General features: G+C 41.9%; 12 protein-coding genes. 4 read left to right on the forward strand and 8 right to left on the reverse strand.

What is annotated here, in order from left to right; genetic code table 11:
• Nucleotides 1-20: 20 nt before the first annotated feature.
• From PLL47_RS04525 to PLL47_RS04535, 3 genes are all read right to left on the reverse strand, one after another.
• Nucleotides 21-995, reverse strand: coding sequence for an arginine deiminase family protein (locus tag PLL47_RS04525; protein ID WP_324445011.1), 975 nt, complete (start codon nucleotides 993-995; stop codon nucleotides 21-23).
• Between the two features lie 111 nt (nucleotides 996-1,106).
• The gene (locus PLL47_RS04530) at nucleotides 1,107-2,060 is read right to left on the reverse strand and encodes an L-histidine N(alpha)-methyltransferase (protein ID WP_324445012.1); all 954 of its coding nucleotides are present in this window, start codon (nucleotides 2,058-2,060) and stop codon (nucleotides 1,107-1,109) included.
• A gap of 249 nt (nucleotides 2,061-2,309) precedes the next feature.
• Nucleotides 2,310-3,386: a radical SAM protein gene (locus PLL47_RS04535; RefSeq protein WP_324445013.1), complete on the reverse strand. Its 1,077-nt coding sequence runs from the start codon at nucleotides 3,384-3,386 to the stop codon at nucleotides 2,310-2,312.
• A 377-nt stretch (nucleotides 3,387-3,763) separates the two neighbouring features.
• On the opposite strand from PLL47_RS04535, the gene PLL47_RS04540 reads away from it, so the two are divergent.
• Nucleotides 3,764-4,594, forward strand: a complete 831-nt coding sequence (locus tag PLL47_RS04540; RefSeq protein ID WP_324445014.1) for a hypothetical protein — start codon at nucleotides 3,764-3,766, stop codon at nucleotides 4,592-4,594.
• A 107-nt stretch (nucleotides 4,595-4,701) separates the two neighbouring features.
• The gene (locus PLL47_RS04545; RefSeq protein WP_324445015.1) at nucleotides 4,702-5,631 is read left to right on the forward strand and encodes an SPL family radical SAM protein; all 930 of its coding nucleotides are present in this window, start codon (nucleotides 4,702-4,704) and stop codon (nucleotides 5,629-5,631) included.
• 149 nt (nucleotides 5,632-5,780) lie between these two features.
• On the opposite strand, the gene PLL47_RS04550 is transcribed toward PLL47_RS04545, so the two are convergent.
• Nucleotides 5,781-6,104 (reverse strand): carboxymuconolactone decarboxylase family protein, encoded by a 324-nt coding sequence (locus tag PLL47_RS04550; RefSeq protein WP_324445016.1) that lies wholly within the window; start codon nucleotides 6,102-6,104, stop codon nucleotides 5,781-5,783.
• Nucleotides 6,105-6,505: 401 nt separating this feature from the next.
• Nucleotides 6,506-6,811 (reverse strand): cupredoxin domain-containing protein, encoded by a 306-nt coding sequence (locus PLL47_RS04555; protein ID WP_324445017.1) that lies wholly within the window; start codon nucleotides 6,809-6,811, stop codon nucleotides 6,506-6,508.
• A gap of 467 nt (nucleotides 6,812-7,278) precedes the next feature.
• Here PLL47_RS04555 and PLL47_RS04560 point away from each other — a divergent pair, with 467 nt between their 5' ends.
• Nucleotides 7,279-8,145, forward strand: a complete 867-nt coding sequence (locus tag PLL47_RS04560) for a helix-turn-helix transcriptional regulator (protein ID WP_324445018.1) — start codon at nucleotides 7,279-7,281, stop codon at nucleotides 8,143-8,145.
• Nucleotides 8,146-8,254: 109 nt separating this feature from the next.
• On the opposite strand, the gene PLL47_RS04565 is transcribed toward PLL47_RS04560, so the two are convergent.
• Together PLL47_RS04565 and PLL47_RS04570 are read right to left on the reverse strand one after the other, a co-directional pair.
• On the reverse strand, nucleotides 8,255-9,055 hold the full coding sequence (locus PLL47_RS04565; RefSeq protein ID WP_324445019.1) for a class I SAM-dependent methyltransferase: 801 nt from the start codon (nucleotides 9,053-9,055) through the stop codon (nucleotides 8,255-8,257).
• A 291-nt stretch (nucleotides 9,056-9,346) separates the two neighbouring features.
• Nucleotides 9,347-9,481: a hypothetical protein gene (locus tag PLL47_RS04570; protein ID WP_324445020.1), complete on the reverse strand. Its 135-nt coding sequence runs from the start codon at nucleotides 9,479-9,481 to the stop codon at nucleotides 9,347-9,349.
• Nucleotides 9,482-10,361: 880 nt separating this feature from the next.
• Between PLL47_RS04570 and PLL47_RS04575 the strand changes: the two genes are divergently transcribed.
• Entirely contained in the window at nucleotides 10,362-11,528 is a 1,167-nt protein-coding gene (locus tag PLL47_RS04575) for a cation diffusion facilitator family transporter (RefSeq protein WP_324445021.1), read from the forward strand.
• Between the two features lie 196 nt (nucleotides 11,529-11,724).
• Here the strand turns inward: PLL47_RS04575 and PLL47_RS04580 are convergent, their stop codons facing one another.
• A complete protein-coding gene (locus tag PLL47_RS04580) occupies nucleotides 11,725-12,384 on the reverse strand; it encodes an iron-sulfur cluster assembly scaffold protein (RefSeq protein ID WP_324445022.1) in 660 nt (219 codons plus the stop codon).
• Nucleotides 12,385-12,489 lie beyond the last annotated feature (105 nt).

Here is a 12,489-nt window from a genome sequence, read left to right on the forward strand (position 1 = left end):
GAGCTCAGGTCTCCAGGCTTTCAATTTTTTCTTCTGCATAGCTTCAATGTATGACAGCGCAGGCTTCCTCCGCCCGCGAGCAGGGCTTCAGGGTGAAATGGGATAATCTCAACACCTTCCTGTGAAAGCTTTCTTCTTGTTTCCATGTCAAGTGCAATATCGTAATGAAAAATAGTTCCGCTCTCCAGAGGAACAAAAGAACAGGCAAGGCGGCTTTGCTCCGGGTCCGAAACAGAAATTATCTTCATTCCTTTTTCCTCCAGCATAAATCCTTCAAAATCTATCTTCTCTCTGGAACCTTCAGTATACAGGCAGGTCTCTTCAAAAGCAGGAAGGTAAGCAAGGGCAAGGTCTTCTCTTACTCTATTGAAAACTGTATCGGGATGCATATATCGCCTGGCTTTCGGAACGCGGGCATAAATTACTTCATTAAATTCATTAAGGACATTTGAAATAAATTCCTGGATATAAGAATATGTATGCCTCTCCGTATCAGCAACAAAAATGGTATCTTTTGAGAGAAGGAGACAGCCTTCGAAAAATCCTTCGCTTCCATTGAATTCATTGAATATGGGAATTCCCAGCTTATTCAGGGCTTCCTTTACAACAACCTCTTCATTTTCCCTTGCAGGAGGGCGCATTTTTGAAAGTATTGCTCCTTTTCTGGAAATCACTGCAGTATCGTGAAGGAAGGTTAGATTTGGCATTCTGCTTATAAGGTCCAGGTTTTCTTCAACATAATCTGCAAGCTCATAGACTTTTACCCCATTTGATTCCAGCAGTTCCTGATACATTATATGTTCTTTTACATATTCTGTAATTTCAGGGACTCTATCATAGAGCCAGTACTTATAATTTGACTCACTAACCAGAAAAAGCTCGTCTCCCGGAGTGTGCACAAGTACACTTTTCAATTTCCCCAGTTCGTCACAGCCATAAGCGATACCTGACCCTGGTTTTTTTATTTCGTTCAGTTCATCTATCTGGCATCCCATGCTTGAATCCCCCCTTTAAATATCATGGTCTGAAAACATCTGAATATTCTTCATAAATCCCTTTTTGTCTTGAAAAGTCTTTATCTGGACGGCGTTTTTCATCAGATTTCTTCAGATGCGTTTTTTTGCAAGGAATATTGCATTCTCTCCGTCTTTACTCCGGAAAGCCTTCAGAATATCAAATCTGTTAATATCAAGGAGAGCGGTAATCTGATCATATGTGTACTTATAAGTAAAACCCATGCGTATTACCTCTCCCTCCCTGAAACTTACGGTTTCAGAGCCTATCTTTATCTCGGTGTCTTTCAGAATATTCAGGCTTTTTCTTGTCCTGCACAGGGCTCCTATCTTTGAATCCACATGCGAGAGCGATAGTTCAAAATCGAAATCTTCGGGAGCCATTCCATATTGAAGCAGGGGATACATATTGAAGAGGGCATTCTCTCTTGAGGCATATGTGCCAAGTACAGACTTTCTTGCAGCGTGTGCTTCCTCTCCTGAACCTGACTCGGGCAGAAGACTGGCATCAAAGAAAAAAAGGTCTCCCTGTTCAAGGTTTTCGTAAACAAGCTGAAGAAAGAATTCCGGCTCATAATTACAGAAGGTATTTCCCAGAATGCAAAAAAGGACCGGAAGCCGCCAGTGCTCTTTAAGAAGCGGCATGTCTTCAATAAAGCCGACTATTCCTTTCTTTTCCACAGGCAGGTCTTTTACCTTCTCAAGGGCGAGATCTAAAAGCTGGCTGTTAATGTCAATGGGATAATAGCGTATGGGTACTTTTCCGGAAGCAGGTTTTTCAGCCAGGCTTTTCTTTATCAGTGCTTCAAGAAGAATTTTCTCCTTCTCCCCGCTCCCCACCCCGACGCTTACAAGGCTCATACATGCAGGAATGAACCTTGCTATTGATTCAATGTTTTTTTCAAGCAGGTCTTTGAGTCGTCTGGCTACGGGGAATGTTTCTGACCCGTTCAATTTCAGCCAGTTTTTTGCTCCTCCCGTTCCCATATAAAGGAGATAATCAGGCAGCTCACGATTTTTCAGGCTTTCGCAAAGCTTTTCCTCCATGCTTTTCTCTATGGAAGATATGATTTTTTCTTTATTCTCTGGAAATTGACCCAAAAGTGCGTCTTCCGCTCTCTCCAACTTCCCACCTTCCCCTGAATTACGCATAAAAGCAGACCTGCACCAGCAAGATTGCCTGAATTTTTTCTGGTTTTTAGCCAGTGTCCTGCTTTTGTAACTGAGATCCTATCTTTTTATTATAATTATGCATTAATTCTCTATTATTTTATAACTCATGGCACTTATAAATTATTATTTTTCTTTGAAGCACTGCTGGCATTCCATTCTCAGGGCTTTGAGAGGGTCAATTCCATTATTTATGCCTGTACTGTAAGCATATCCGCGGCAGCCTATACATTCCTCAATATATTCACAGTTCCAGCACCTTCCTTCAAGCACCCTGTCGATATTTCTGACATATGTGAATAGCTCGGAATTATAAATCTCCTTGAGGCTCATCCTGTTTACATTATAGGGATATTTCCCATTAACCCTGAGTGCAGGATGTTCATCCAGTTTTGTAGGGGCACAGGGTCTTACATCCCCCTCTATGTTGATATACAGGCTGTAAAGGTGCTGCAGGCAGCCGCTTGCAGTAATCGGGGTATATGGCAGCCAGTTATACCCGTAATATTTTCGGTCTATCTCCAGAAGTTTCAATTTATATTCTTTTATCTCATCGGCTGTAAGCAGTTTATCTTCAAGTTGATTATTCGCCCTTCCTGTCGGAGTGAGGATTTCCATATTGGGAAAAATATTGTTCTGCCTGCAGAAGTGCCATATTTCCTTGATTTCTTTCAGGTTCATTTTATTACTCACAAAAGAAATTCCAAGGCGGAGTTTTTCAGGTTCTTCAGGGTTTGAAAAGCCTGCTTTTATCAGATTTGCAAGCCCGGCTTTTATATTTTCAAAGGCTCCTTCCTTTCCTGCCAGGTAGTCCTGAACTTCGGGATTGAGAGAATCAAGTTTTCCCATAACAGAGGCGTTGTGTTCGTGCAGGAATTCTGCAAGCTCTTCTGTCATTAAAACCGTGTTTGAAAACACCATTGGAACAATTTCAAGGGAATCAATGTAAGCAATCAATTCTCTAAAATTCGGGTAAAGGGTGGGCTCCCCTCCCCCTATCACAACCACAGACCTGATCCCCAGTCCTTTTGCTTCGGATATTATGCGTTTAAGGGCATTGAAGTCGGCTATTTTTACGGTATCCTCTCCGCTCCGGGCATAACAGTAGCGGCAGCGAAGGTTACATGATGTGTTTGTTTCAAGCCTTATGGCTAAAAGCCTGTTTGAGTTCCGGGCATCATGGGCTTCCTGCGCTCCATACATGTACCCTTTCAGTACCGGAGGCGGCGAAAACAGGGTTTTTAAGTCTGGATTAATAGGTTCACTCCCCCAAACATTTAAAATCTCTAAATTAATTCTTAATTTGTTTATTATCTTAAACAACAAATTTTACTCATAAAATACTAGAAAATATATCTTTATCAAATTGGAAGAAACTAAGTGCTTTTTTGGGTCTAATGCTTACCAGAAATGAAAGAACCGATGAAATTAATAGAATTGATGCTAGCCAGTTACCTCATTCCGGTTTTCTAATTCTCTAGAGCAGTACAGCAAATTCGGTTTCTTTTTCGGTTCAATTAGCAAGGTTTAATTATTTTCTTTTTCTATCTGTTTTAAGTCTTTAGAGAAGAGGGTCTGAAATGAATAGTAAAATATTCCGTTTTAGAGGACTTGTCTTATTTGTTCTCCTCTTGTTTGTGATGAGTTCCATGTGTCTGGGGAACCGAAAAGATGAGATGTATAATGACAGTCTTATGAGTAATTATGAGTATGATATTATCATAACAAGTAACAGTACTCTGCAAAATGTAACTCTATATTTGCCTGTTCCGGTTTTTGAAAATGAATCCGGGGTCGGACTGGAAATGGTGAATGGAGATTATTACAATAAGCCTTCGGACTGGAATCTCAGTCTTGAAGATACCGGGCACGGGTTAATGCTCAAAATAGAGGCTGCTGAAATTCAGCCGGTTTATCATTCTCTTCCTGTTGCTGTGCCCGAACCAGAACCCGGTTCCGATGATATTGAAAATGAAACTTATGACGAAGAGCAGATTGTGGAATCTCACGAATACTCCGAAGAAACCCCTGTTCTGGTCTCATTTGATTTCGGAACTTCTGTAGAAGCTGACCATGTGATTAATACTAAATACCCTGCTGGCAACGAACCCTTGCTTCTGCCCAAAAATAATCTTCGAGAATCAGAAGAAGGATCGACTGTTCCGTTACCTGAACATATTAATCCCGAATATTTCGATTATGGGAGCCTGGTTTACGCGCGTTATGATTCGTCTCCTTATTCAGATGTCCAGATTTTTATCGAGCTGGAAGGCAGAAACGAGTGGTGGATTTACGGCTGGCAATATAACGAATACATTGATAGGATCTCCATTCAACTAACAGGTCCGCAGGAGGGCTGGGTTCAGGCAGAAGGAAAACTTACTACAGGGGATGGAATTTACAAAGATTAACTCTTATCTTCACCCCTCTCCTCTTTCATTTTTACGAAACTAATTTTGTGCCGCAAGACCTGTTTTTGTCAAGTTTCTTATAGCTTTTAACCTTATCTTATCCCGGGATGTTTGAAGAAATCCAGGTTAAAAAAGCCCTTAATAAAATAAAGGAAACAAGCAGGCTCGAACTTCCTTTCCACTGGGATCTGAATATCTACAGAGGATGCGAACACGGCTGCAATTACTGTTACGCAATGTATTCCCACAGCTATCTTGAAAATGAGGAAAAATCCTCGTCCGAAAGGGAAGAAGGATCTGGTTTTTTTCGGAAGATCTATGTAAAAACAAACATTGCAGAAGCCCTTGAAAAACAGCTTGGAGCACGTTCCTGGAAAAAAGAGCTAATCAATATAGGCGGGGTTTGTGACAGCTACCAGCCCGCAGAAGCAAAGTACGGCTTGATGCGTAAAGTTCTGGCTCTGATGATCGAATATAAAAATCCGGTTACAATATCCACAAAATCCGACCTTATCCTTCGAGACTACGACCTGTTTGAAGAACTTGCTGAATTGACTCAGGTAAACATTGCGGTGACGGTTACAACCATGGATGAAAAGCTGAGCTCCTTGCTGGAACCTCTGGCTTCTCCTCCCGAAAAACGTTTTTCAGTCCTTCGGGTTTTTAAAGATACGGCTGCTACAACCGGGCTCCATATGATGCCAATTCTTCCATTTCTTACTGACAGCCCCGAAAATCCTGAACTAATCCTTTCCCGTGCAGCCGAATGTGAAGTGGATTACGCTCTCCCGGGTCTTCTTAACCTCAGGAGCGAGACCAGAAAGCATTTTTTCAATTTCCTTGCGCGCAATTTTCCTGAACTTGTAGATCCTTACCGCAAATTGTACGAAAAAGGCGGGGCTGACAGAGCTTATAAAGCCGAACTTTACAGAGTGCTCGGGAATCTTATGGAAAAGTACCATCTCTCAGCTGATTACATGAAACCTCTGGAAACAAAATCTTCAAGCCCAAAGCAGTTAAGGTTGACGGATTTTTAAGGAGGGTAGAGAGGAGATTTGAGCTGTTGTTTTAGTCACTGGATTTCTGGCGAATACGCGTAAGGGGCAGAAGTTATTTGTTTCAAAAACAGAAGCCGTTTAAAGTAGGTTACTAAAAAAGGAGAAAAAATATAAAGTAATGGAATCTTTTATTTCTGGCAGCTGCAGGAAATATTGCCTTTCAGGATCTCTCTCCAGTCTCCAATTACGTCATGGGTCCAGCAGTCGTCAGCTCCTGCTGCTTCTCTCATGACCAGGGCAAAGATATATGAGAGTTCCTTGACTGTAGCTCCTGCTTCGAGGGCGCCCTTGAAGTGCTTCAGGACACAGGGTTTTGACCTGGCTTTAATCGAGAGGGCAAAGCAGATGAACTGATAGGTCTTTTCGTCAATCATCCTCTTTTCTGCATAGAGCTGGTCAATCTCGTCCAGCTTCTGGGTGAATTCGGGGAAAAACTCTTCCAGCATTCTCATTTATATGGCTCCTTTTTATCTGCAAATCGCAGGTTCACGCTGTTAAATCGATAAACATATAATGAGATTTTTTATATTTAAGTATTAGTTCAAAATCTTTTGAAACCATTCTTTTGAAACGGATTTGAGGACAGCTGCCGGAAAAAGTCCCTTGTAACCAGGATGTGTAGAAAAGTGCACATAGAAAACAGCATGCAGGATTCAATGATCGGGTCCCTTGTCTCTTTCAGGTAAAAAAATTTTCCGGGTAATGAAAACGGTTGTGGGAGCAATCCATTATCCCTGTCTAAACATGATCGCATGCATATGTTTTTTAGAATATTGAGGGAGAGGCTTTGAGAGGTTTTGAATGTTCACATATTTCGATAACTTGCTCCCACAACCGTTATTTTCAGGGTAGATCAAGTCTTTACTCTGCAACACAAAATTCGGTCTGTCAGGCGGAATGTGTAAGTTCCAGGCTCTTCAAAAGTATATGAAAAAGCTTTCCCATAGTACAGGGTCATGTCTTCCCATAGCCTGTCTTCACTTACCAGCACCAGTGGAGCTTTTGGTTTCTTGAAATTGAACCAGGTTACCTCCTCCCCGGCGTTTATCTCGATTGTTTCGGGAGCAAATGTGCCGTAAATAACTACTTTGTTAGAAGAGGTATCAGCACTTTTTACAGCCAGTTTTGACTCTTTTACCCCTGTCATACTCGTTGACATAACAAGGATTGCCACCATCAGAAGGGCAAAAATTATGGTTTTATTGATCTGTAGACTTTAAGCTGCAGGTTTTTCCTCAGAGCTTCAAGAGATTCATTGATGACAGATTTCTTCATCAACAGCGTCTACCTGGAAGGTATATACGCTTCTCGACAGCTCTTGAAGAAAACCACAGCGCATCTACCACATCTTTTTTTCACCCAATCGAAATGATAGTAGAATGGTGGTTCTATCTATCGAGCCTATATAATTTCTATTCATATATAGCCAAAACGATAATGATTTTTACTCTGCAATTGGAATATTCCAACGGCTCTGGATCTGGCAACGCTCTCTGGATCTTTTCCATATCTTTATGAATTTCGAATAAGCAGGATTTGTCTGAGTATTTTAAGGACTTCCAGTTAACTTATAACTTTTTGTTATCATATATCTCAAGCGAGACAAATCTCAAGCGAGACAAAAACATGAGCCAAGTTTCTGGTGCCAGTTCTTCGCTGCTTGATGCAATCTTCCTTTCTGAAAAACGAAAGAACCTTCTTCTGCTGTTAAAAGAAGGGCCTAAAAGCAGTGACGAACTCAAAAATGCATTCGATTTCCCGTGGAAGTCAATGATCCCTCAGATAAAAAAGCTGATTGATCTGGACCTGGTTATTCAGGCGGACGGGGTTTATTCTCTTTCTGAAATGGGGACAGTAATAGCTACAAACATGCAGTTTTTGTTAAATACCCTGCAAATATATGATGAAAATAGAGATTTCTGGTCCGAACATGATTTGAGTTCAATTCCTTTTAACCTTCTTACAAGAATCGGAGAGCTGGGACAGTGCAGGGTTCTCAAACCCGACCTCTCTCATATATTCAAAGTCCAGGAAGATATCATAAAATGCATGCTGGCTTCTTCCCGCATTATGGTACTTGTTTCGGCTATCCATCCTGCTTACCATCTTGCCTGTCTTGAGTTTATTGAAAAGAAGATTGACGTCACAATTATCCTGACAGAATCGGTTTTTGAGGGCATCAAAGCCGAGTGTCTCCCTGAATCAGACAGCGTTTTCAGTGATATCTCGGTTCTCAAACTGGACCTTCCGGAGTATAAAAAAGAAATTCAGCTTCTTCTGGACTGCGAAAACTCACATTTCTTTGTGTCTGGCGGGGAGAAAAAACCAATGATGCTGATAGTAACTGATAAAATCTTTGCTCTCTCCCTTCTTGATAAACATGGCAGAGTTGACCGCAACTATATTGTAAGCTTTGAACCCGGAGCTCTAAAATGGGGAGAAGAACTTTTTGGATATTACAAAAAGAATTCCAGTTCAATTAATTCTCTCTAATGTTTCAATGTTCTGAATCCATTATCCAAACCCCCTGTCACTCGAGCTTACTGCACTGGGTCTCCCCATCACATCTTTCTGAGGCTGGAATTTTCTGAAACTTTATCCTTTATTTTGTTCCCCAGCCTTTAAAGAAGGTATAGCAGAATGTTCCTCCTGTTTCGGCAGTTTCATGGAGCTCTTCTATACCTTTTTTCCACTCTTTTTCTGTAACCATTTGCATCTCGAGAGCCTGTTCTTTTACGCCTTCTACCATGGGGATGATAGTTTTCAGGATAAAGCCGTCCACAAGCTCAGGTTTGCTCGAATCTATGTAGACCATTCTCGGGTCTACCTTTACTTCCCCAAACCCCGCTTCCTGAAGAAGGGGATAAATCTGGCGCCCGATTAAGGAGTTTCCTTTCATGTGAGCCTGAACCCGGATGAGGCAGTTCCAGGCTTCAAGGGCTTTTTTTCCTTCCGGGTGGAAGTAGCATGACCCGTGATCACCTTCAATTACGGTAATCGTACCTCCGGGTCTCAGGACTTTTTTCAGGCTTCTCAGGGCTTCTTCCGGTTTTTTCAAATGTTCAAGCACAAAACAGACAAAAATATGGTCAAAACTATTTTCCTCAAAAGGGAGAGAGAAAACGTCTGCCTGCAGGAATCTAACGTTTTTAATTCCTTTTTCCTCAACATTTTCCCTGGCTTTCTCAAGTGATTCCTGGGAAATGTCAATTGACGTAATTTCTGCATCTGGATTGTTTTTTGCCAGGATTACAGTCTGAGCCCCTATACCGCATCCGGCTTCGAGCACTTTTGCTCCTTGCGGAAATACGGTATCGTGATGGAGAAGTTTCTCAAGAGTTTCTGCCTGCTCTGATAGTCGAAGAGCTTCCCTTTCGGAATAACCATGGACGTATTCGGTCATGAGTTCAACAGCTCCCTGTTTTTTGTCTTCAAAGCCTTATTAACTGTTCTCAATCAATATAGCCTTACCTTCAGACATTATCGGGAACGCCGTTAAGTTCGAGGGTATATCTTTCCTTAATTTCCTCAATTCTCTAAAAAAAGCTGAATCGTTATTTTTTTCATGATAAGTCTGTCCCTCCCTATTAAATGGATAACATGGAGGTTTGCCCGGGAGAATCCCCCGAGCTTTTTTTGTTAGATTTGAAAACTGGGTTGTCTTGTTTTGAGTTCTTTTTAAAGGTGAAGTTTCTCACTCTTCATCGATGGCACTGACATACCTGGGAAACAAGAGCGTATAATTTTCCAGGTAATACTTCCCATCTTCACTGACATTGAGATTCCATACAACCTCAGGTTCTTTAGGTACTACTTTGTTTTGAATCATCTTTTCCTCCCTGTTTCACCTCTCGGTTTTATGAATTTGTCTTTTATCTATCCTGCTGGATTTCTCCCGGGGCTGCACAGTTCCCGGGATAGGTGCCAGCTGATTACATGTTTGTTCGCTTTGCAGGATAGGGGATTGGTTTACTATCCCTTTTCATAAAAACTCGAAAACTAAGTAAGGATACGGATTTGGGTAATATGTCTTAGTTCTAAAGATAATGAATTCAGACCATCTGTTTTTTGTAACATCATTAATTTACATGTAATGTCAGGGCAGGGAATGATTCTGGCTTTACATACATTCATTTTTTGAGCCGGAAAGGGATAATTTTTTTGTTTTCCGGGTAGAGCCTGACTTTAAAGTAACTTTGTCTTATCCCTTTCAAATGCCTTTACTTTTCTTTTTCAAACTCTCTTTTTCTTATTTGCTCATATCATGGAGTTAATCCATAATTTATCGTCTTTCATCTTTATCTAAATTTTTTGAAGAATTAACATTTTTTCGCTCATATGTGCCAAGCTGTAAAATTAAGAACAAAAATATTGTTTAAAATTCAAACCCGGAGCCCAAACATAAATAGATGAAACTCTAAAAAAGCTGTTACCCGGAGAAAAATCAGTGCCAGCATCAGGCGTTTATTCGATGTAAATGCCTTATGTACATGCCTTATCACTGTTTCGAGTAATAAATACTCAATTTTTTCTTATTTTACACTGGAATGGAAGTTAAAGGCCTGAATTAAAGAGCTTCTTTTTATGCTATTTTTCCAAAAAAATGTGTGATCGGATGCATAATAAATTCTTTTTTAAAGATAAATACCTATATATAAAGCAATTTCCAAGTTTAATATGAGAACTGAATCAAAATGAGGGGAAATAAAATGTCCAGTAATAATTCCATCAATCACCTGCATGATAAAGAGAATACTTCTGAAGAGTCCAGTGAGCAAAGTCATAAGCATGAGGGGCTTTTCAATACCTGTCTTTCCCCTCATTTTCTCTCTCATAAACTCTCCCATGTTCATTTACATGCACATTCTCATGAGCCCCACGGGCATTCCCATGGGCACAGCCATACGCATGGGAGGGTCGATCCTTCATTAACAACTACCAGCAAAGGACTCTGGGCTGTCAAATGGTCCTTTATAGGGCTGATGTTCACAGCCGTCCTGCAGATTTTCATTGTTTATGTTTCGGGCAGTGTCGCCCTTCTTGCCGATACCATTCACAACTTCGGGGATGCATCAACAGCAATACCCCTTGCAATTGCCTTTTCCCTGGCAAGAAAAAAGCCGAGCAAATGCTTCTCTTACGGATACGGAAGAGTAGAAGACCTTGCTGGTGTGGTTGTTGTTGTTCTGATCCTTTTCAGCGCAGCTGTTGCAGGATATGAGTCCGTAACCCGTTTCTTAAACCCTCAGCCTGTAGATCACCTGCAGGCTGTAGCCCTTGCCGCAGTCATAGGCTGTATCGGAAACGAGGTCGTTGCACAGTTCCGCATGAAGGTCGGAAAAGAAATCGGGAGTGCAGCCCTTATCGCTGACGGATACCATGCTAGAGTTGATGGTTTTACCAGTCTTGCTGTCCTGCTGGGGGCTGTCGGTGTCTGGCTGGGTTATCCGATCCTTGACCCTCTTATAGGCATGCTTATCACAATTGCCATCCTCAAAATAGTCCTTGACTCAGGCAAACTCGTATTTACCCGCCTGCTTGACGGCGTTGAGCCTGAAGTTCTCGATAAGGTCAAAGATATTGCTGAAAGTGTTGAGGGTGTCTGCGAAGTTACTGACCTCAGGGTCCGCTGGATCGGGCACAGGCTCCATGCAGAGATCAATGCTTCCGTTGACCCTTCGCTTTCTGTGGAGGAAGGGCATGAAATTGCCAATGCTGTAAGAGAAAAGCTTCTGGATAATTTCTCCTATCTTTCCGGGACCACCATCCACGTAGATCCCCTTACAGCTTCAGGTGAGTGCTGCCACTGTGTGCCTGAAAATCTTGAGAAGAAAAAGGGAAAACAAAAACATATTTTGAATTTCAATCCCGGCTGAAGCTGGCATTTGTGATTCTTTTGAACAGCTCCGGAAGGCAATCCTTTAAGACACTCCTGTTTGTCTCAGAATCCTCTCCGGAGGCTCAGGTTTATGCTTTTCCTCGAATCAACCTGAAAAAAATGTGTTATAGAATTAAGGATACATAAACCGAGTTTAATTCTGATCTTCTTTATGCCTCGCTCCCTCAACTTATTCAGGCTGTAAATACCACGTCCACTCTTTCCACATCCCACAGTGCACCCAGTTTTTCCATTATGTCTTCTTTTATTGCCGGGGCAAACTGGTGGTCTGCAGGCAGGTCAACCACTACCCTGACAACTCCTGCTTCAACACTCGTTTTAAGGACAAGGTTCGTGCGGATAATATCAAGTCCGGTCAATGGGTTCATAACGTGTTTTAGTCTTCTCTGGACAACATCTTCCGTTGTAGGTTCTTTCTCGGTCACAAGCCCGTGCTTTTCCTCGTAGTCCCGGATTGCGGCACGCAAGCCTTCAACCGCAAGAACGGAGCAGTGGGCTTTAATCGGGGGGAGCCCTCCAAGTTCTTCTGAAGCCTGCTTCCAGGTTATCTTTTTTGCTTCATTCAGGGTTTTTCCACGTGCGAGGTCTGTAATTACGGACCCGGTGGCAATGTTAGACGCACAGCCGTAGGATTCGAATTTTATATCCTCAATAACCTTTGTCTCGGGTTCGACCTTAATGTATACGGCAACCATGTCTCCGCATGCCGGGCTTCCTTCCAGGCCTTTCCCATCAGGGTTCTCTATCTTCCCTACGTTATGCGGGTTCCTGAAATGCTCCAGAACTTTTTCGCTGTAAGGAAATCTTATCTCACTTTTCTTTTCTATTTTCATTCCTTCTCTCCCCTTTTCTTTCCTTCCGTTGCTTTTTCTCCATTCCTTTTCTCTGGATTCATTTCTTTGCAAGCGGGCTGATTTCCCTGAGCCTTGCCACCACTT

The sequence above is a fragment of the Methanosarcina sp. genome (assembly GCF_035390745.1).
GTDB lineage: Archaea > Halobacteriota > Methanosarcinia > Methanosarcinales > Methanosarcinaceae > Methanosarcina.

Excerpts from the sequence above, each read along its gene's own strand:
- PLL47_RS04570 (WP_324445020.1), bottom strand. The coding sequence starts at position 9,481 with ATGATTCAAAACAAAGTAGTACCTAAAGAACCTGAGGTTGTATGGAAT.
- PLL47_RS04535 (WP_324445013.1), bottom strand. The coding sequence starts at position 3,386 with ATGTATGGAGCGCAGGAAGCCCATGATGCCCGGAACTCAAACAGGCTT.
- PLL47_RS04565 (WP_324445019.1), bottom strand. The coding sequence starts at position 9,055 with ATGACCGAATACGTCCATGGTTATTCCGAAAGGGAAGCTCTTCGACTA.
- PLL47_RS04550 (WP_324445016.1), bottom strand. The coding sequence starts at position 6,104 with ATGAGAATGCTGGAAGAGTTTTTCCCCGAATTCACCCAGAAGCTGGAC.
- PLL47_RS04525 (WP_324445011.1), bottom strand. The coding sequence starts at position 995 with ATGGGATGCCAGATAGATGAACTGAACGAAATAAAAAAACCAGGGTCA.
- PLL47_RS04530 (WP_324445012.1), bottom strand. The coding sequence starts at position 2,060 with ATGGAGGAAAAGCTTTGCGAAAGCCTGAAAAATCGTGAGCTGCCTGAT.
- PLL47_RS04545 (WP_324445015.1), top strand. The coding sequence starts at position 4,702 with ATGTTTGAAGAAATCCAGGTTAAAAAAGCCCTTAATAAAATAAAGGAA.
- PLL47_RS04580 (WP_324445022.1), bottom strand. The coding sequence starts at position 12,384 with ATGAAAATAGAAAAGAAAAGTGAGATAAGATTTCCTTACAGCGAAAAA.
- PLL47_RS04575 (WP_324445021.1), top strand. The coding sequence starts at position 10,362 with ATGTCCAGTAATAATTCCATCAATCACCTGCATGATAAAGAGAATACT.
- PLL47_RS04560 (WP_324445018.1), top strand. The coding sequence starts at position 7,279 with ATGAGCCAAGTTTCTGGTGCCAGTTCTTCGCTGCTTGATGCAATCTTC.
- PLL47_RS04555 (WP_324445017.1), bottom strand. The coding sequence starts at position 6,811 with ATGTCAACGAGTATGACAGGGGTAAAAGAGTCAAAACTGGCTGTAAAA.
- PLL47_RS04540 (WP_324445014.1), top strand. The coding sequence starts at position 3,764 with ATGAATAGTAAAATATTCCGTTTTAGAGGACTTGTCTTATTTGTTCTC.